The organism is Citromicrobium bathyomarinum, assembly GCF_021021475.1.
Lineage (GTDB): Bacteria > Pseudomonadota > Alphaproteobacteria > Sphingomonadales > Sphingomonadaceae > Alteriqipengyuania > Alteriqipengyuania bathyomarina.
Map to the genome: position 1 here is coordinate 1,352,078 of NZ_JAINWL010000001.1, position 19,611 is coordinate 1,371,688.

Here is a 19,611-nt window from a genome sequence, read left to right on the forward strand (position 1 = left end):
CTATATGATGCGCCGTTCGATACCATCGCTTCTCCTCATCGCCTTGCTGGCTGGCTGTACGGCTGGGCCGGACTACGCAGGCCCTCCGGAAATATTGTCGGCGGATACGGGCCATCGGTTTGTCCGCGCTGGCGAGGATGTAGGCGTCATGGACCCGGCCCTTGCCGAATGGTGGGTGCTGCTCGACGATCCTGAACTGACCCGGCTGGTCGAAACTGCGTTGTCCGAAAATCCGTCGCTCCAGGCAGCGCAGGCGCGCATCGCGCAGGCCCGGGCATCGGTCAGGCAGGATCGGGCCGGCAGAATGCCGACACTCGGAACCCAGGCCACCACTATTCAGGGCCAGCTTCCCGGCCTTGAAATTCAGGAGGGGGCACCCCCGTCCTCACAGCAACCCGATCCGGAGGCGGGAAGCGACGATGCCCTCAGCTTTTACAATGTTGGTCTCAATGCCAACTGGGAGCTGGAGTTCGCGGGCGGCTCCCGGAGGCGTATCGAGGCCGGCAACGCGCAGGCTGCGGCAACGGTCGCCAATGCGGAGGACGCAAAGGTCCAGTTGACTGCCCAAGTGGCCAGCACCTACGTCAATTTGCGGGAGGCCCAATTCCGCGCAGAGCAATTTGAGGCGCAGATTTCGTTGCAGGAAGAGATCCTGGCGCTGACATACCAACGCTATCAGCGCGGTGCATTGCCGCTTTTCCCGGTAGGCACCGCGAATGCCGAACTGGAGATGCTCAAGTCACAACTTGCCGAAGCTGAAGCGGATATCGCAGTCCTGTCTGATGCACTCGCTATACTGACCGGACAGGTGCCGGGATCAGTTGATGCAGCGCTCACGACTGCGCATTCCATTCCCATGCCGCCAGAGCAGGTCGCGATCGGCGATCCGGCAAGCCTGGTGGCGCGTCGGCCTGACATAAGGGCGGCCGAACGGTCTCTTGCCGCGTCGACGGCGCGGATCGGGGTGGCCGAGGCGGCGCGGTTCCCGAAATTGTCCTTCACGGGGATCCTGGGCCTCGGCGGATCCTCGTTGGACGACGTTGTCGATGTCGGCGATTTCTCCGCACTCGCGATCCCGCGCCTCCAGTGGAATTTTCTGGATTTCGGCAGGGTAGACGCTGCGATCGACCAAGCCGGGGCGGCGCGCAACGAAGCAGTCGCCAATTACCAGCAGACGGTGCTTCTGGCACTGCAAGACGCCGAACGTGCCTTGGCTCGCTTCGGCCAGCAGCGTGTTGCGCTCGCTGCCAGTATGCAAATGAAGAAGCAGGCTGACGTCGCGGCGGACCTGAACCGCCAACGTTTTGCCGCAGGAGCGATCTCGAAGGCTGACCTCAACCGGGCCCTGCGAGAACAGCAGCAGGCCTCAGCAGACCTCGTCCGGGCAAAAGGCGCCCTTACGCTGGCGTGGATTGCGCTGCAGAAGTCGCTGGGCCTTGGGTGGCAAGAGCTTGTTCGAGATCAATAGTCCCGCCGCGCTGATCAATTGATCCGGTTGACGAGAAGTAGGCGCCCCTGCCGCTGGCGACCAACTTGCCGTCGGGCTCGAGAACCCGGGTTTCCGCCACCGAAATCTGTCGCCCGATCTTCACGATCTGTCCGTGAGCAGTGAGAGGTCCTGAGGTTGCAGGACGGTGGTAATCGACATGCAGATCGGCCGTCGCTCTCGCCGCGACGCCCCCCGCAAGCAGAGTATAAAGCCCGGTGAGGTCGACCAGTGAAGCCAGGATCCCTCCATGCGCCGACCCAATCATAGGGTTCGACACGATCTCTTCGCGCCATGGCATGGTGATCGCGATTCCCTGGTCGGAGCATGTTGCAATCTCCAGCCCAAGCCATCGATGAAACGGCGCGATATTCAGCATTTCCTGCAAGCGCTCTCGATCGATCATAGCTCCCTCGTCCCCTGTGGCTGAGCCGTATCGGATGAGTGATGGCGCCGTAGGAAATCGACGATAGCGGCGGAAAAGGCATCGTTCGCATCGCCCACGACCATGTGCGTGGCATCGGCAATATCGGTGTATTCTGCATGGGGGACGAGTTGTCGCAGATGCAAAACGGCCTCTTCGGAAACAAGATCGCTAGAGCCGCCTCGGATGAGGTGAAGCGGAAGCGTGAGATTCGCCGCAGCTTGGCTCAGCATTGCCGATTGACGTTCTTGGCTGTCTGGGCCGCCTTGTCTGGCTGACATTATATTACGGATAAACACAGGGTCCCAGTGCCAATAGAAGCGCCCATCCGGCTTCTGCCGCAGATAGCTTTTCAGACCATCGCTCGCGCCCCGCCTGGGACGATGCGGCATGTAGCGAGCGATCACGTCGGCCGCCTCCTCTGGTGAGGCGAAGCCGCTATCGACATGCTCTTCCATGAAACCAACCACGCGCATTACACCGCTGGGCTCCATACGCGGGGCAATGTCGACCAATGTGAGCGAAGCAAAGCTACATGGAGCAAGCTCCCCTTCGGCAATCAGTCCAGCGAGCCCGCCCAGTGAAGCGCCGACCAGCGCTGGCTTCTGGTCCAGGCGCGACGCTGCAGCGACCAGATCCGCCGCGAAGTCGCGCATTTCGTAAGCTCCGCATGGCGACCAATCGCTGTCTCCGTGACCGCGCATGTCGAAGGCGATTGCGCGAAAGCCGGCTTGAGCCAACTCGCTGACCACCCTTCTCCACGCGCGCCGTGTCTGCCCGCCGCCGTGCGCAAGAAGGACGGGTATGGCGTAGGCATCCCCCTCAGCCTCGGCTGTAAGAGAAATCGCGCCTGCGCCCTCAATCGTAAAGGTTTCTCTCGCCATCTCTGGATGGTAGGAAAGGCGCGCTAAATAGTAAACCGATTTAGTTTGTGGCTCTCGGCTCCGTGTTGGCTGTCCTGCAAGGGCGTTTTAACGACGGCAAAGGTCTATACCAAGAGGGGTTTCTCCAGATCATTGTCTAATGCACCGGCTTGCGATTCGGTCAGCAGTCGCTGTCCGCTTAATCCGCTCAAAGATATAAAAGCTGCCTTTCCGCTTCCGGCCCAAATTCTGACATGAAAAAGGCGGTCCGTCCCAATTGGGACGGACCGCCCACCGAGCGACCTCGACCTGTCAGGAGGGTCAGGCAGCCTGCTCGGCAATTTCGTCTGTCGCATCGTCGCTGACTGCCTCGTCGACTTCGACATCAATTGGCGCGACCTCCTGAGCAGCAGTGAACAGCATGATCGCAGGAACCCAGGCTTGCGCCCGCTCCTTGACCTCGGCCTCGCCGATGAAGTTGCCTGAGAAGATGCGCTCGGCTGCGCTCGCAAGCTCAGCCTTCTTCGAAGCAGCGTATCGGCTGACCAGCTCCGGACCACCCGCAGCATCGAGCGCTTCGAGCGTGCGAGCCTTGGCCACGCGGTCGAAATAGTTTGCCGCGGTGGGACGCCACCAATGCGCGGTTTCGATTTCCAGAAGTGCCCCGAGCGCTTCGTGCATGGGCACCGAACGATCGCCTTCGCAGGCTAGGCTGGCGACGAGCGTGCGCGAGACGACATGACCAAGCCAGGCCGAACGCGCCTCATCGGAAAGCGACCGGAACCTGGCAAACCGCTCGACGTCGGTCTCGCCCGAGCGCCAGCTTTCGTCGAGCGAACCAGCGAACTCGGCCAGAGCAGCACTCGCCGGTGCATCCTTGGCCTCAAACCCGGCAACCGGTCCAGACGCGATGGAGCCGACAAGCGTCGATGCCTTTCTGGCGCGCCAGTCGTGCCCATCGGCATCCGCGAGCGTGAAGACCATGAAGTCGAGCGCCAGTGCCGGATCGTTAGCGAGATGGATCGCCAGGATATCGCGGCGCTGCATTGCGAGTTCGTCGAGCAGGCGCTGCGAAAGCGAGCTGCCCGTGGGCTTTGTCCCTACGGTTTCCTCGACTGCCTCAATAGCGCCTTCACCGGTGATGACCTCGGTCTCCGTATAGTACTGCGGGACCAATGTCGGCTCGCCATTGCGCGAGAGGACAAGAAAGGCACCGGCCTCGGCCTTCAGATCGTCGGCGAGCACGGGCGGCCGGTCATTGAGCGCGCGCATGGCGCGATCGATCACCACAAGTTCCTGTTCGGCCTTCGCGACCTCGTCCTCGTCGCTGCCTTCGTCTTCGAGCACGGCGGCGACGCGGTCGTAGTCGGCTTCGAGTTCACCGAGTTCCTGCGCCTCCTGTTCGGTCATCGGGGCAGGCTCGCTGGGCAAGCGACCCAGACCTTCAACGAGGTCATGGCTGACATAATTGCCAAGCGTCGGTCGCACCCAGGCAAGGCCGCGTTCCTGGGCCGTCCTGGCGGCCGCTTCCTCCATGGCCTTGTGCGCGAGGTCCTCGAGCAGCGCGACGTCGATCCAGCTCTCGCTGGCGTCATCGTCGAAGAGTTCGCGTTCGATCCGGCCACCCGCACCGATGTACGCATCGCGTCCGACCAAAACAGCTCGCGGATCAGAACCGCGCACCGTGGCATCGAGCACCATGCGGCGGATTGTATCGGGCGTGATCTGGTACCAGGCATCCTGCAGCTCGGCATAGACATGCGCCTGGCGCTCGACGTCGGAAATCGCGCCATATGCCTTGGCCATGTCGAGCGTGATCGTGCCCTCGGCGAGTGCTTCGAATACGCAGGGTGCAAGACTTGCCAAACGCAGACGTCCTTCGACGAAACGGACGGTGAGGCCGAAGCGGCGCGCCACGTCTTCGGGGGTAGCCCCTGCCTCGATGATGGAAGCGAAGGCCTGCGCCTCGTCGGCGGGATTCATCGCGAGACGTTGGACGTTTTCGGCAAGGCTGGCTTCACGCACCTCGCTTTCCTCGCCTTCGATCACGAGGCAGGTGACCTCGTGGTTTTGGGACAAGGTGCCCTCTTCGGCCAGTGCCTGCAGCGCGGCGAGCCGACGACCGCCGGCCTCGACCTCGAACTTGCCGCGCTTTCCTTTGCGAACGACGAGGTTCTGCAGCAGACCGCGCGCAGCAATGTCTGCCCGCAGCTGGAGGTCGGCGAGCACGTCGCTCGACTTGCGAACGTTGCGGGGGCTCGGAACGAGCTTCTTCAAGGGGATCGACTGGATCATGGGTTTTCTCCTGATGGAATGAAGGCGCAGGTGAGGATCACGAGGCCCACAAGCCCAAAGGGCTCCCTCCACTCTCTCCAATGGCTGTGGCGAACATCTATACGACCGAGATGGGGCGATCAGGGATCGGCTAAGTTCCGATCATGAGGGCAGTTGTTCTCAATGCGCGAACCCATTCGCAGGCCCGTCATCAGCGGGCACAGGCAGATCAGTCGCCTGGACTTGAGGAAGGACGTGATCAGGCTCCGGCGTACGCGACACGGGAGCTTATCGGTTCATTCAGACACACGAAGGGGAGGAGAGAAGGGGAAACTTAAGCGCAATCGGAGGCAGCGCTCAGTTTCATTCGGACCCTGACCTGTTGAGCGGAGACTCTATCTATCCGCTGCCGAGCAAGCGCTCTTCGAGAAGCGTCCGAAAATCCCGACGCGCATCAGCAATTACGAACACAGTCACCTGACCGGGTGCTGGCTCGGGCTGATATCCGTAGATGATGCGGAAGGGAGAGTGCGACAATTGCCGGAATTCGGTGATCCCGAGAGCCTCAAGTTCCGGTGGAACCGGTCCTTTCTGAGGATTGTCGGAAAGGGACTCGATAGACGCGACGAGGTCATCCAGCAGTGCGTCCGCACCATCGTCGCCATCCGGCCCGCGCTGCGCCACGCGACGCTGCCAGATACCCGCAAGATCACGCTCCGCACCGGAGGTGATCTTGATCGCTAACGCGGCCGTCATCATTCAGTTTGACTTACCCCGTACGCGCTCCGCAAGGCCTGCCACCGGGCGGGTCCGACCAGCGGCAACATCGGCCTGTCCGAGCGCCAGAAGTTTTAGCAGAGCGAGCGTTTCCTGTGCGCGCTCGTAGCTGGCGACATCCTGCAGAACTGCCTTGGCTTCGCCATTCTGCGTGATGACCAGTGGCCCGCCGCCATCTCCAATCTCCCGGATAATTTCGGCGCTGTGGGCCTTCAGATAGCTGATCGGTTTGATGCGCTGGTCCAGCTTCATAGAACACCTTGGGACTGAATTTGGTCTTTATATAGTCCACGACTTGGCAATTGCAAAGCTCAATGCCCGATTGCGATGCCTGGGAGTATCTGGCCTGCCCTCGACACCGGGACGAACAGCCGCGTGCGGTAGCGGATGATCTCGGTGAAGCAGCCCTTGTTCTTGTACCAGTCGAGGCGATCGGGCGAGAACCCGGTCAGTTCAAGGCGCTGTTCGCCGCCTACCAGCGATCGCTTCACGGTGAGTGGATTGTGGCTTGCGAGGCCCAGCGGTTTGCCGCTGGCAAGGACAAGGTCGCCGATCTGCTCAGCCGATGGTCCGGCAACTCCGGAGAGGCCAAAGGTCTCGGCGATCGCAGCGAGATCGAGATCGAGCACTTCGCGGCCGATGATCGACTGGCCGTCTTCGGCAACGAGCCGGGTGACCCGAACATGATCGCCGGGGAGGCGCTTCCAGACCGGGAGCAGCAGTCCGGTGGCAAGATGGACGCGCTCGGTCACCGGTGACTTGGCCGCTTCCACTTCCTCGGCACGCCAGGCGCTCGTGAACGCAGTGACGCCAATTTCTTCCCATTGGCTCTCAGAGAGTGCCTGAAGTGTCCAGTTCGCGGACTTGAGCGGTCGCAAGAGTCGCCGACGTTCAATCACGGCCCCGTCGTCGGCGATGAGACGCCGGGCTGGAACCGACAGCGCAACCTTGCCCGACCGCGCATTGCGCATCGGGATCGCGTGCGGGCTACCGATCTCGTGCGTCCGCACCAGGCGTTGCAATCGCATAGGCCTAAGGTGCTTGGTCACTTCGAGCGAGACGAGACGGGTCTCGGCTCCGGTCACGGGGTCGGTGCGAAGAAGTTCATCTGTCAGGACCGTAAAGTGATCGACCCTGACGGTCTCCAGTCCCTGGTCGAGCGTTCCGGCTTCACGCGCAGCCTCGATCCGCGCTTCGACGAGGCCGAGATATTCATCGAAGATTGCGTTCTGGAGCGCGATCGGCAGCGCAAGAATGCGGTTGAGCCAGCGCTGGATCGTCGGGAGATTATCGGTCAGTCCACCATCGGGGTTTTCGAGCCGGAGGCCGGTGCGCTCGACGAAGTTGGCAAAGGTGGTGGCTTCGAGCTTGCCGTCATAGAGCAGCTGGAACCAGCGGCTGAGCGCGTCGCGCGCATAGTCGCTTTCAAGATTGTCTGCCGGGTCGAACAGGTTCTGTCCGCCCGTCTGGCGCTGGCCGCGCGTAAGCGCTCCCAAAGCATCGAGCCTTCGCGCAATAGTCGAGATGAATCGGCGCTCGCCCTTCACATCGGTGGTGACCGGGCGGAACAACGGGGCCGAGGCCTGATTGGTGCGGTTCGTGCGACCAAGACCCTGGATGGCGTTGTCGGCGCGCCATCCCGGTTCAAGCAGGAAGTGAACCCGGCGCTGCTGGTTCCTGGCGCCCAAGTCGGCATGATAGGAACGCCCCGTGCCGCCCGCATCCGAGAAGACCAGGATGCGCTTGGTCCCTTCCATGAAGCTTTGGGCTTCGGCGACATTGGCGCTGGGGCTACGCCGTTCGATGCGCTGCTCACCATCGCGGCCCAGGACAAGCCTGCGGGTCCGGCCCGTGACTTCGGCCACGGCGTCGGTTCCGAAATGCTCGATGATCGCACCGAGCGCAGTGGCGATGGGCGGCAGTGCGCAAAGCTGTTCGATCAGCGCATCGCGCGCGGCAATGGCGCGCGGGCAGAAGACGGGATTGCCGTCTCCGTCGCTCATCGCCTCGGAGCGAAGATTGCCGTCCTCGTCGGCGAAGACCTGCATCAAGCGCACCGGGAAGCTCTTGGACAGATAGTCGATGACGTACTCCCGCGGGGAGAGATCGATATCGAGCGCTTCACGTTCTTCGTCGGAGAGGTCGGCAAGACGCCGGTCGAGCATGGCCTCCGCAGTCGACACCAGCTGCACGACAACCGAATGGTCCTCGCCAAGAGCTGCTTCCATCGCGGGTATCAGGCTCGGCAGCTTCATCGAGAGCAGGAGCTGGGCAAAGAAGCGCTGCTTGGTGCCCTCGAAGATCGATAGCGCCGCAGCCTTGGCGTTGCGATTGAGCGTATCGCCGCTGTCCTCGTCGACCACTCGGGTTGCTTCGAGCGCGGCTTCGAGGTTGCGGTGAATGATCGCCCAGGCATCGGCATAGGCATCATAGATTCTTATCTGCGCGTCGGTCAGGCTGTGCTCGAGGATCTCGTACTCGACCCCGGCGAAGGACAGCGCACGGGCGAGATAGAGGCCCTGGGCCTTGAGGTCGCGGGCGACAAGCTCCATCGCCGCGACGCCGCCGGCGCGGATCTCGGTCGTGAACGCCTCGTGGGTCGGAAAGGCGGTCTCGGGTCCCCAGAGGCCAAGCCGTGAGGTGTAACCGAGGTTGGCGATATCCGAAGCTCCAGTGGCAGACGCGTAGATCACCCGGGCGCGCGGGAGATGGTTCTGCAGCCTGAGGCCCGCCATCCCTTGTTCGGAGCCCTTGACCTTGCCGCGGATTGAAGCGCTCCCGAGTGCATTGGCCATGGCGTGGGCTTCGTCGAAGGCGATCACGCCATCGTAGTCCTCACCCGCCCAGGCAAGGATCTGGTCGAGGCGCGTATCCTCGGCGCGCCCCGAGCGCAGCGTCGGGTAGGTGACGAAGAGGATGCCTTCGGACATCGTCACGGGATGGCCGAGTTTCCGGCGCGAGAGCGGCTGGAGATCGAGCGGTAGCCCGCCAAGCGCTTCCCAATCGCGGCGCGCATCTTCGAGCAGCGCCTCGTTCTTCGTGATCCAGATATGGCGACGCTCGCCGGCGAGCCAGCGATCCATGATGACCGCGGCGATCTGCCGTCCTTTGCCCGCTCCGGTTCCGTCGCCGAGGAAGAAGCCTTGGCGGTAGGAGTGTCCGTCTTCGGCCAGTTCCAGCGAGGTGCCTTCCTGGCTAACCTTGAACTGACCCGGAAGATCGCGCGCAAATGCCTGGGCAGCGTAGACCAGTGTCTCGCATTGCGCTTCGGACAGCAGGCCATCCGCCTGCCAACCTGCGGGAAGGCGCGGGCAAACATCGGGCTGCGGTGCCGCGACCGAACCCATGGCGACCGATTCCACGAGCGGGGTAGGATGAACTGGCGCATCTTCGACGGCGATGCGGCTAGGCCGGTAAGGCAGGTAAATGCCTGCCTGTTCAGGCACCGGTGAGGGTTCGGCGAGGACCGAATAGGTGAGGTCGATCGCAGTTGCTGTGGCTGCAGGAGTCGCCGCGAACGGCGCCACCGGCCGAACCGGCGCGCTTTGGGTCGAAGTCTTGCCAAGGAGGCGCACTGGCTTGCCGACTGGCAGGCGATGGAGGCTGGCGGAGGTCCGCGCTCGTCGCGGTAGCTCCGTGACAATTTCGTGGAGCTCAATTAGGTCGGCAGTATCTCCGATGATCGCTGACGAGGACACAATCGGCGTTTTGTCGAACACGACCAGTCGCACGGCGATCCCCGTCCCTGTCCGGCGAAAAGCCTGCTGCAGCCGGACATTGAGGAGCAGCGACGCTTCGTCCTGTGCCTCGGCGAAGGTGCAAGCATCGAAGCCATTGGGCAAGATGGCGACAATCCTCGCCCCAGCAGCAGCAGACCGGATTGCACTGCGAAGGTGGCGCTGCGCCGTCTCACCGTCCTTTCCGCGTTCCTGGCTGCGGGCGAATGGCGGGTTCATCAGCACGACCGACGGAGCAGCGCCGCGAAGCAGATCGGCGATCAGTTCCCCGTCGTGCGCAGTGATCGTGGCCGCGGGAAAGATGTGGACCAGGCTGTCTCGTCTTGCAGGATCGATCTCGTTGAGGATCAGCGAAGCGTTCTGAACGCTGCCCCACAGCGCAAGGGCGCCATTGCCGGCGGATGGCTCGAGCAGCGTGTCATGCGCAGAGACTGCTGCGGCCTTCGCCATCAGCCAGGCCAGCACCGGCGGGGTCGAGAACTGCTGGAGTTCGACCTGTGCTTCGCTGCGAACGTGCCGCGGCGGCAAGGCTGCTTCGAGCCAGTCGAAAGGCGCTTCTGCTGCGTGCGCGCTTGTCGCCAGATCGATGTGTGAGGACTCGCGAAGCCAGAGCAGTGCGCCGATCTCGACCGCGTTGTTGTAATCGTCGATCGTCCAGGCGCTTCCCCAATCTTGTGCACCGGTCTCTTCGGCAAACAGGCTGGAAATGTCGGTACGGGTGAGATGACGCCCCGACGCAAGAAGCGCGGCAATCCTGGCCCCAATGGCGTGGGCCAGGGGCACTGCCGGCATCTGCTCGCCGGCGGGAAACAGATCTGATTGAAACATGGCAATTCGTCCTCCTGATGAGGGCATCGGGACACGCCCTCTGCCGGATCAGGAATTCGAGAAGCCCACTCTCCTCTACCGCGCCGCCTTGCGGCGCAGCCATGCTGTCAGTTCATCGTTCCAGTCTGTGTCGCGTGACGACGGCTTGCGAACGTGGATCGTCCGCGCATCGCGGGCATAAGCGGCCAGGGCACGCGACGCAGCCAGCTCGCCGCCAGCATCGTGATCGACGAAAAGGTGAAGCTCGGTCACGCTCTCGGGTACGCTGACGAGGCCGAAGCGCTCATTGCCCAAGGTCGCCCAGACGGGAATGCCGGTGAGAGCATAGGCCGACATCGCGCTCTCGACCCCCTCGGCAAGGCCAAGCTTGCCGGAGGCCGGAGCGAAGAGGCGGACAGCTGCTTCGCCGAGCGCGCCGAGCGCGCGCTTCGGTTTGTCGAAATCGGCCTTGGCATTGCCCGAAAGGAACGTGCGATGGATGGCGATCGGCCCCACGTCGAGGCTGACCGCCGCAATCATGGCCGGCAAAAAACGGGTGCGTCCCTTCGGACCAAGAGGCGTTCGTGGATGGAAGCGGAGCGCCGGAGATGCTGCGAGGATGCCGCGGCTCTCGAGGTAGGACTTTGCTGGACTCGCGCGTAACGGCTGTGCGTCGCGCCAGATGCGCAAGGCAGCGGCCGAAGTCTTCGCTGCAGGACCAGTGTCCATCGTGGGCTCGATTGCACCTCCCGAGAACCAGGCTGACGCCGGTACACCTTCACTCACCAGAGCAGCCAGCACGCTCTGCTGATCACATCCCGCAAAACAATGGAAAAGGATCGCTTTTTGGCCGAGCGACACACCGAGTGACGGCGTACGGTCGTCATGCGCAGGGCAGCAGGCCATGCCTTTTGTGCCGGACCATTTGCCGCCCCGGTTTTCACAGATGCGGCGGGCGGCTTCTTCCAAAGAGCTTATCTTGGTGGAATATCGGTGGGACATGGCACATCGCGATCCTTTCGGCTCGCTCACAAAGGCCCTCCTCCCCTCCAGCCCTTCTGTGTTGTAAGAACAGGTCGGAGGGGATTCACGTCTGCACTGCGAGCCCGTCGATTTGAGCGTCACATCGACATCGCCGCTCACCCGCGAGGTCTACCGATTATTCGTAGTGACTTCTCACTAGCGCCATTGATCCTTATTGCTGCCCCACGACCTGGTCAGTTTAGATCATGCGACACGTTACCTAATCGAAAATTCCAGTCCGATCTTTCCTTTTGCAAATCGCGTCGTGCCTTCGAAAGGTAGTCCCGCCAAGTCCGTCGATGAGTGATATGGCTGATTTTGCCGGGCTTGCTCATTCCCGCCATCGCGGCAACCGCCATTCTGCTATGGCCGGGTTGATCATTTTCACGAGCGAATAATGTCTTCGCGCGTTCGATTTCCTCGTCTGAATAATGCATTCGATGCTCCATCGGGTTGGACCTGCGAGAGCGTTCGAACGAAATTCGGCGAACCCTCTGCAGGGTCCGCCGGTTAACCTCCAACTGGAGGACGGGACCTCGGAATTCTTCCGAAGCTGTCGGCTTGTGCCGACATGCGTGACGTTTGCGATATAGTCGCTGAGACAATTCGCGCAACTGCACAGCGACTTTTGAAGTACGATGGTCAAGCCGCGGCCTAGCGACCGCTCACCAGCGCCTCTCCACTCAGTCATGGTCATTGTAAGCCTCGTGCAGGAGGCGGTGAAGCATCTTCCTTCGGTAAATCTGCTTCAAGCGAAAGAGCACAAAAACATGACATATCATTTCTATTTGCGGAATTTCGCATGATATGTCATATATCGGACCATGCCCCGTTCGTCTCGAGCTGCTAGCGGACTACCGCCCCAGAGCCAACGTGCGATTACACGGCTAGGTAAGGATATCGCCCTTGCTCGCCGCCGGAGAAAACTTCCTCAGCGTTTAATGGCCGAGCGCATGATCGTCTCGGTTCAAACGCTGCAACGCCTCGAAGCGGGAGATCCTACCGTGGGCCTCGCGGTTCTGGCGAGCGCCCTGCATGTCCTGGGGATGACACAGCGCCTTGCCGAGCTGGTAACCCCAGACAGTGACCGGGCTGGCATCAGCGAGGATTTGTCCCGCCTGCCCAAGAAGACCCACGCTGTCAGCGACGATGATCTGGATTTCTAGCAAGCCGTGACGACCATCCGCACCTATGTCTTCGTGCATCTTGAGGAGGGGCCTGTTCCGGCAGGCCTTCTCACGATGACCGACGAACCGCGCAACCAGTTTGCTACCTTCGCTTACGGGCGGCGTTATCTGGAACGCCCTGACCGTATTGCGGTCGATCCTGTAGCTCTGCCGTTGCACGAAGCTGGAACTTCTCGAACATTCAGGACGGAAGAAGGCTTTGCCGTGTTCGGTGGCATTCGGGATGCTGCTCCTGACGGCTGGGGCCAATACCTAATGTACAAGGCGATGGGCGATCGCTTGCCGAGCGAAATCGATCTCATTCTGGCCTCGGGCGAACATCGCGTGGGTGCGCTCGCCTTTGGGCCGACGTCCGCCCAGCCTGAGAGAATTACACCATGGGGGGACGGCCCTGCTCCGGGCGAAGAGTTCACGCTCGCAGAGCTAGCAGAAGCCGCCGAACGAGCGCAGCATGTCGACGAACTCGACGAGAACTTGAGGGCGTTGCTAGCCGCCGGGTCATCTCTGGGCGGCGCCCGGCCGAAGGCTGCTACAAAAATCGGCGACAAACCCTGGATCGCGAAATTTCAGAAGCGGGGAGACAGCTTCCCCGAATGCCGGGTCGAACTGGCGACAATGCGGCTTGCCAGCGAATGTGGTCTCGATGTGCCGCCACTCGACTTCCGCTGTGTCCTTGATCGCGACATCTATCTGATCGAGCGGTTCGATCGGATTCCTCACGGCAACTGGCTGGAACGCAGGCCCTTTGCTTCGGGGCTCACAATGCTCGGGGCGCATGAGAGCGAGGTCAGCAGCTTCAGCTATGCCGATCTCGCAGGAGCGATCCGGCAATTCGGAACCAAAGTACTTCAGGATCTACACGAGCTATTTCGTCGTATGTTGCTCAATATCCTCGTCACCAATGATGATGATCACCTGCGTAATCATGGCTTCTTGTTCGATGGTGAGGGATGGCGGCTTTCGCCGCTTTACGATGTAGTGCCGAAGCCGCAGCTGGGACTGGAGCGCCGGCTCGTCCTCGGCGTCGGGCCGGAAGGCCGCGCTGCAACGATCGAGAATGCTCTCGCCGGTGCCGCGGTCTTCGACCTCAGCCATGATGACGCGAACGCAATCGCCGAAGACATGAGGAGAATCGTAGCGACACGGTGGGAACACCTATTCACAGAAGCAGGGATAAGCGCGGCTGATCGCAAGCGTTTCGCAACCTGCTTCCGATTGGCAGCACCCGCGTCATGATCGCAAACGCAGAAGTCCGTCCATGGGGGTGCGTGCTTATCAAATTTGGCATGGTGATTACCCGGTGATTGCTAGCCGAGAAAATGGGCATCAAAAAATGCTGATTAATGATTATATATCAGGGTCATACGATAGTATGACCACTAAGGTCTGGTACTTCCGCTTCCGGCGAGTTTAGGTGAATGACTTAGCTTAAAACGCTGCGTCAAAACCTCGAAAACGGGGAGGCCGAAGCTCTGCGGGAGCACCCGCCGACCATCAGCCGGCAGAAGGCATCATGAGATAGCCGAGCACTGCGCGCCGAGCCCGCTTCGCCAGCGCGTGCCGGTCGGTTTCCCCCCGTTCGCCGGCGGTGTCGACCATCCCCCGCAGGATCGCCGCCACATCGGCGGTGACGACGGTCAGATCCTCCTGGCGCGGCATATCCGCTCGGGCAAGGATGCCGCCAAGAATGGCGGCAAAACGTGCCCGGACGGCCTGGGTGTCGGCATCGAGCGGCAGGCGAGACTCCTCGAAGTCGAGCAGGCGCGCCAGACGTGGGCGCCGGACCTGATGGCCGACAGCGGCCCGGATCACGGCGTCCAGCGCTTGGCGTCCCGAAGGCGCCCTTGCCGCGCTTTCCACTTCCGCGAGCAACCGTGCGGTCTCGCGCCCGATCAGCGCGCCGAGCAGCGCGTCCTTGTCCGGAAAATACTGATAGAGCGTGCCGATGCTGACGCCGGCGCGCTCTGCCACGGCATTGGTGTTGAAGCCGCCATGGCCATGCTCCTCCAGAATGCGAGCCGCGGCCTCGACAATCGCGTCAACGGTGTGACGTGCGCGCGCCTGCGAGGGCTGTTTGCGAGGGCGGGCGCGCTGATCGGTGGCATGATTGGTCATGAGGTCCAATGCGAGTAGCGTAACTGAGCATCCGCTCGCATTTTAGTCGCGGCAATCAACGACACAAGGATGCTCCAATGAACACGCAACCCGCGCAGTTCGACGCTGCGCTCACCACCTTCTTCATGGTCAAGACCTCGCCCGAATGGCTGGGCTTCTCATTCGAGACGCGACTCTCGCACGCCCGCGAGACGTTCCAGCCCATTCTCGACGAGTTTCGGGGCCGGATCCGGCTGAACTGGTACGATGTCGAATTCTACACCGCGAAAATCAGCGATATCTGGATGATCGAAGCGGCCGACCACCACAGCTATCAATTGTTCTGCGAGAAGCTGCGCGAGACGCCATTCTGGGACCGGTTCTTCCTCGTGCATGACATCTTTCCCGGCGAGCTGAACGCCTGGGCGAAGAATTACGAGGTGGAAGCGCTGCGATCTTGAAGTCTGGTACGTCCGCTACCACTGCACATGACGCGAAAGGCCGCCCGGTTGCCCGGACGGCCTTTTCGTAACTGCTGAAATGGCGATGCGTCAGAAGCGCAGGCCGACACCCGCAACCACCTGATTGGTGGTGACATCGCCAACATCACCGCCGACATCGCCATAGCGCGAACGGCGATATTCCATCCGCGCCTCCAGCGGCCCGGGCAGATCCAGCTGCACGCCGCCGCCGAAGCGGAAGCCGGTGGCGTTTTCCTCGACATCGGCGAAGGAACCTGCGGTAGTGAACGAACGCGTGTCGAGCGCGGTATAGCCGACCTTGCCATAGGCGGAGATCGCCCCGGTGATCGGGACACCCGCGCGGGCACCGAGATAGTACTGCCCATCCGATTCCAGCCCGTCGCGCGCCCCGGCGAAGCTGTCCGGAAATTCGGTCGAGCTGCCGCTGGCCGAATATTCACCCTCGACCCCGACGAACACGCCGCCGAGCGAGAGATCGTAGCCGGCAGCAATACCATAGACGACCGAATCCGCGTCTGCGGTCACGGTATTGCCGCTCGATTCGACCTCGACGCCTTCATAACCGGCGATGGCCTGGACGTAGAGACCGCTAGGTGCAGCATTCCCGTCCTGCGCCAGCGCCGGTGTCGCAGCCAGCGCGGCGGCGATGCCGGCCATCGCTGTGCCAATCTTTGCAGTGGTGCTTTTCATCTGCGTCCCTTTCGCATGGAAGTATCGCTTGGCCGCACTTGTGAACGAAGATGGTTTCCAGGTGGTTAACCAGTGTCCGCCGCGCGCCGCGCCGATCCCGCCGTTTCGGAACAAGCCACCGGGTTCATGCGCTTTTCAGGTATACCCCCAAGGAGAGAGACACATGGCCCTCAACACCCTCAAAGACGTCTACATCGACCAGCTGCAGGATCTTTACAGCGCCAATCGCCAGTCGATCGAGGCGACCCGCAAGCTGGCCGACAAGGCAACCGACGCCGAGCTGAAATCCGCGCTGAAGGATGGCGTCGACGGCATCGAGCGCGGGATCGAGACCCTGAAGCCGATCATCGAAGGCCACGACGCCAAACCGACCGGTGAATTCTGCAAGGGCATGGAAGGCATCGTCAAGGAAGTCGATGCGCATGCCCTGAACACCGATTTCGGGGACGATGCAGTGCGCGATGCGATGATTATCAGCCAGTACCAGCGGATGACCCACTACGCGATCGCCGGCTACGGCTGTGTGCTCGCGTTCGCCAAGCGGCTCGAACTGGCCGGCGAAGTGACCAAGCTCGCCGAATGTCTCGATCAGACCTACGAAGGCGACCGGCGGATGACCGCCATCGCGGTCAACGACGTCAACAAGGTCGCCGCCTGATCGGGCCTGACCGACATTATCTCGCGGGCGTCCGGCAATCCGGGCGCCCGCTTTGCATCCAGCAACCGAAAGGATCGGCATGAGCGACACCAGGAAAATTCTTATCATCGGCGCATCGCGCGGCATCGGGCTGGGCCTGACCCGCGAATTCGCGAGCCGCGGCTGGCATGTCGTGGCGAGCGAACGCACGCCCAGCGATGGCCTGCGCGATGCGGCGCAGAGCCATGAAAACGCCGTCGAAATCGTCACCGTCGATGTGACCAAGCCCGACACCTACCAGGGGCTGGCGAGCAAGCTGGGCGAAGGATCGCTCGATGCGATCATCGTCAATGCCGGGATCACCGGCGCAAAGCACCAGTCCGCCGAACAGGCGACCGACGAAGAGATCGCCCATGTGATGCAGACCAATGCCTATGCCCCTGCAAGGGTCGGCAAGGCGCTGCTCCCGCTGCTCAAGGACGGCGGCACGCTGGCCTTCATGTCCTCGCTGATGGGATCGATCGCAGACAGCTCGGGCGGGTACGAGTTCTACCGCGTGAGCAAGGTGTCGCTCAACATGCTCGCCAAGGGCATTTCGGAGCAGCAGGCTAAGGAGCGCAACATCGAAGTCCTCTCGCTCCATCCCGGCTGGGTGCAGACCGATATGGGCGGGCCCAATGCGTCGATCACGGTTGCGGAAAGCTGCACCGGCCTTGCCGACGTGGTCGAGAAGGCGGGTGGGGGCGGCTACCACTTCGTCGACTACACCGGCGAAGCGATAGCCTTCTAGGCCGCTATTCCACGATCCCCGCCGCCGCCAGCACTGCCAGCGTCAGCACGTCGGGCACGTTGGCGGTGACTGGGACGATCTGGACCGGCTTTTCCATGCCCACCAGGATCGGGCCCACCGTCGCATCGCCACCGAGTTCGCGCAGCAGCTTGGCCGAAAGGTTGGCCGATTGCAGGCCGGGCATGATCAGCACGTTGGCCGGGCCCGACAGGCGGCTGAAGGGATAGAGCTTCATCACCTTCTCGTTCAGCGCGGCGTCGGGGGCCATTTCGCCTTCGTATTCGAAGCCGGGCTGCATCTCGTCGAGGATGTGTACCGCGTTGCGAATGTTCTCCAGCCACTTGCCCGACGGATTGCCGAAGGTGGAGTAGGAGAGGAAGGCGACGCGCGGTTCATGCCCCATGCGCCGGGCAACCGCCGCGGTCTCGCACGCAATGTGCGCAAGGTCTTCCGAACTGGGCCGCTCGTTGATCGTGGTATCGGCGAGGAAGGTGGTGTGGTTCTTCCCGATCATCATGTGGATGCCGAAGGAAATCCCGCCCGGCTTGGGGTCGAGCACCCGGCCGATCTCGCGCGCGGTCTGTGCATAGGTGCGCGTCAGGCCCGAGATCAGCGCATCGCCGTGGCCCAGCGCGACCAGCAGCGAGGCGAAGACGTTGCGGTCCTGGTTGACCATGCGGCGCACATCACGCTCGGTATAGCCGCGCCGCTGGAGGCGCTTGTACAGGAACTCGACCATTTCGGGCACATGCTCGCTGTCGGCCGAGTTCTGGATCTCGAAACTGCCGGGGTCGGAGACGCCGAGCATGTGCATCTTGTCCGCGACCGCCTTGGTCCGCCCGACCAGCACCGGGGTGCCGTAGCCGAAATCGCGGAACTGAATCGCGGCGCGCAGCGCGACGTCCTCTTCCGCCTCGGCGAAGACAACCCGCTTGGGATTGGCCTTCGCCTCCTCGTACACCTGTGTCAGCACCGAAGTCGTGGGGTTGAGGCGCGACTTGAGCGCGAGGCGGTACGCCTCCAGATCCTCGATATGGGCCTGCGCCACGCCCGACTTCATCGCCGCTTCGGCCACTGCGGACGACACCACTTCCATCAGACGCGGGTCGAACGGGGCGGGGATGATGTAGTCGGTGCCGAACTTGTGGCTCTTGCCATAGGCCGCCGCGACTTCCTCCGGCACGCGTTCGCGCGCCAGCGCGGCGATCGCTTCGGCGGCGGCGATCTTCATCTCTTCATTGATAGCGGTCGCTCGCACGTCGAGCGCGCCGCGGAAGATGAACGGGAAGCCGAGCACGTTGTTGACCTGGTTGGGATAGTCCGACCGGCCCGTGGCGATGATCGCATCGGGGCGCACGGCCTTGGCGTCTTCGGGCATGATCTCGGGCACCGGGTTGGCCATCGCGAAGATGATCGGCTGGTCGGCCATCTTCTTGACCCACTCCGGCTTCAGCGCCCCGGCTGCGGACAGGCCGAGGAAGATGTCCGCCCCCTCCAGCGCCTCTTCCAGGCTGCGCGCATCGGTTTCCACCGCGTGGGCGCTTTTCCACTGATCCAGATCGTCGCGTCCCTTGTGGATCGGGCCGGAGCGGTCGCACACGATCACCTGGTCGCTGGGAATGCCGATCGCCTTGATCAGCGCGGTACAGGCGAGCGCGGAGGCACCCGCGCCGTTGACCACCATCCGGCAGTCCTTGAACTTGCGCCCGGTCAGGTGGCAGGCATTGATCAGCCCCGCCGCCGCGATGATCGCGGTGCCGTGCTGGTCGTCATGCATGATCGGGATGTTCATCCGCTCTCGCAGAGCCTGCTCGATGATGAAGCATTCGGGCGCGGCGATGTCTTCCAGATTGATCCCACCGAAGGTCGGCTCCATCAGCGCGACCGCCTCGATGAACTTGTCCGGGTCTTCGGTGTCGAGCTCCAGGTCGATCGAATCGACGTCGGCGAAGCGCTTGAACAGCACCGACTTGCCTTCCATCACCGGCTTGGCCGCGAGCGCGCCGAGATTGCCCATGCCCAGGATCGCGGTGCCGTTGGTAATCACCGCGACGAGGTTGGAGCGCGCGGTATATTTCGCGGCATTGGCCGGATCATCGGCGATCGCCTGCACGGGCACGGCGACGCCGGGCGAATAGGCGAGGCTCAGGTCGCGCTGAGTCGCCATCGGCTTGGACGCGATGATCTCGATCTTACCGGGCCGCCCGCTCTCGTGATAGAGCAGCGCCTCCCGCGTTTCGAAATCGGCGTTGGGCCCGGCGGCGGGCGCAGCGCCGGGTTCGGTGTTGGGTGCCCCGTTGTCGCCGGTGCTCTTTTCGTCAGCCATATCCGCCCTCGTGC

Annotated in this window: 17 protein-coding genes; 6 read left to right on the top strand and 11 right to left on the bottom strand. The window is 62.4% G+C overall.

From position 1 onward, the window contains the following. Window positions 1–7: 7 nt before the first annotated feature. Window positions 8–1,468: an efflux transporter outer membrane subunit gene (locus K7H93_RS06750; RefSeq protein ID WP_230783167.1), complete on the top strand. Its 1,461-nt coding sequence runs from the start codon at window positions 8–10 to the stop codon at window positions 1,466–1,468. Here the strand turns inward: K7H93_RS06750 and K7H93_RS06755 are convergent. The 8 genes from K7H93_RS06755 to K7H93_RS06790 all read right to left on the bottom strand — a co-directional run bounded on the left by K7H93_RS06755 (window position 1,398) and on the right by K7H93_RS06790 (window position 11,828). After that, window positions 1,398–1,892 (bottom strand): hotdog fold thioesterase, encoded by a 495-nt coding sequence (locus tag K7H93_RS06755; RefSeq protein ID WP_230782979.1) that lies wholly within the window; start codon window positions 1,890–1,892, stop codon window positions 1,398–1,400. The genes K7H93_RS06750 and K7H93_RS06755 overlap by 71 nt on opposite strands. After that, the gene (locus K7H93_RS06760) at window positions 1,889–2,794 is read right to left on the bottom strand and encodes an alpha/beta fold hydrolase (protein ID WP_230782980.1); all 906 of its coding nucleotides are present in this window, start codon (window positions 2,792–2,794) and stop codon (window positions 1,889–1,891) included. The genes K7H93_RS06755 and K7H93_RS06760 overlap by 4 nt, the downstream gene beginning before the upstream one ends. Window positions 2,795–3,094: 300 nt before the next feature. Then, window positions 3,095–5,068, bottom strand: a complete 1,974-nt coding sequence (locus K7H93_RS06765) for a ParB/RepB/Spo0J family partition protein (RefSeq protein WP_230782981.1) — start codon at window positions 5,066–5,068, stop codon at window positions 3,095–3,097. Window positions 5,069–5,446: 378 nt separating this feature from the next. Beyond that, window positions 5,447–5,806, bottom strand: coding sequence for a type II toxin-antitoxin system RelE/ParE family toxin (locus K7H93_RS06770; RefSeq protein ID WP_230279373.1), 360 nt, complete (start codon window positions 5,804–5,806; stop codon window positions 5,447–5,449). Next, window positions 5,807–6,076, bottom strand: coding sequence for a type II toxin-antitoxin system Phd/YefM family antitoxin (locus K7H93_RS06775; protein WP_047822024.1), 270 nt, complete (start codon window positions 6,074–6,076; stop codon window positions 5,807–5,809). It lies immediately after the preceding gene. Window positions 6,077–6,135: 59 nt separating this feature from the next. Beyond that, window positions 6,136–10,389: a strawberry notch family protein gene (locus K7H93_RS06780; RefSeq protein WP_230783168.1), complete on the bottom strand. Its 4,254-nt coding sequence runs from the start codon at window positions 10,387–10,389 to the stop codon at window positions 6,136–6,138. Between the two features lie 75 nt (window positions 10,390–10,464). Next, window positions 10,465–11,370, bottom strand: a complete 906-nt coding sequence (locus K7H93_RS06785) for a DUF7146 domain-containing protein (protein WP_230782982.1) — start codon at window positions 11,368–11,370, stop codon at window positions 10,465–10,467. Between the two features lie 215 nt (window positions 11,371–11,585). Then, complete coding sequence (locus K7H93_RS06790) at window positions 11,586–11,828, bottom strand: hypothetical protein (RefSeq protein WP_160661446.1); 243 nt, start codon at window positions 11,826–11,828, stop codon at window positions 11,586–11,588. A 504-nt stretch (window positions 11,829–12,332) separates the two neighbouring features. Between K7H93_RS06790 and K7H93_RS06795 the strand changes: the two genes are divergently transcribed. Together K7H93_RS06795 and K7H93_RS06800 are read left to right on the top strand one after the other, a co-directional pair. After that, window positions 12,333–12,557 carry an XRE family transcriptional regulator gene (locus K7H93_RS06795; RefSeq protein ID WP_230782983.1) on the top strand — a complete coding sequence of 75 codons (225 nt, stop codon included), beginning with the start codon at window positions 12,333–12,335 and terminating at the stop codon, window positions 12,555–12,557. Window positions 12,558–12,563: 6 nt separating this feature from the next. Beyond that, window positions 12,564–13,814 carry a HipA domain-containing protein gene (locus K7H93_RS06800; RefSeq protein ID WP_160661447.1) on the top strand — a complete coding sequence of 417 codons (1,251 nt, stop codon included), beginning with the start codon at window positions 12,564–12,566 and terminating at the stop codon, window positions 13,812–13,814. A gap of 258 nt (window positions 13,815–14,072) precedes the next feature. On the opposite strand, the gene K7H93_RS06805 is transcribed toward K7H93_RS06800, so the two are convergent. Next, on the bottom strand, window positions 14,073–14,693 hold the full coding sequence (locus tag K7H93_RS06805) for a TetR/AcrR family transcriptional regulator (protein ID WP_230783169.1): 621 nt from the start codon (window positions 14,691–14,693) through the stop codon (window positions 14,073–14,075). A gap of 77 nt (window positions 14,694–14,770) precedes the next feature. On the opposite strand from K7H93_RS06805, the gene K7H93_RS06810 reads away from it, so the two are divergent. Further along, window positions 14,771–15,133, top strand: coding sequence for a darcynin family protein (locus K7H93_RS06810; RefSeq protein WP_230782984.1), 363 nt, complete (start codon window positions 14,771–14,773; stop codon window positions 15,131–15,133). 90 nt (window positions 15,134–15,223) lie between these two features. Here the strand turns inward: K7H93_RS06810 and K7H93_RS06815 are convergent, their stop codons facing one another. After that, window positions 15,224–15,811 carry an outer membrane protein gene (locus tag K7H93_RS06815; protein ID WP_230782985.1) on the bottom strand — a complete coding sequence of 196 codons (588 nt, stop codon included), beginning with the start codon at window positions 15,809–15,811 and terminating at the stop codon, window positions 15,224–15,226. Between the two features lie 196 nt (window positions 15,812–16,007). Between K7H93_RS06815 and K7H93_RS06820 the strand changes: the two genes are divergently transcribed. Together K7H93_RS06820 and K7H93_RS06825 are read left to right on the top strand one after the other, a co-directional pair. Then, window positions 16,008–16,502, top strand: a complete 495-nt coding sequence (locus K7H93_RS06820; protein ID WP_230782986.1) for a ferritin-like domain-containing protein — start codon at window positions 16,008–16,010, stop codon at window positions 16,500–16,502. Between the two features lie 79 nt (window positions 16,503–16,581). Then, complete coding sequence (locus tag K7H93_RS06825) at window positions 16,582–17,271, top strand: SDR family NAD(P)-dependent oxidoreductase (protein ID WP_230782987.1); 690 nt, start codon at window positions 16,582–16,584, stop codon at window positions 17,269–17,271. A gap of 4 nt (window positions 17,272–17,275) precedes the next feature. On the opposite strand, the gene K7H93_RS06830 is transcribed toward K7H93_RS06825, so the two are convergent. Beyond that, complete coding sequence (locus K7H93_RS06830) at window positions 17,276–19,597, bottom strand: NADP-dependent malic enzyme (RefSeq protein WP_230782988.1); 2,322 nt, start codon at window positions 19,595–19,597, stop codon at window positions 17,276–17,278. Between the last annotated feature and the right edge of the window lie 14 nt (window positions 19,598–19,611).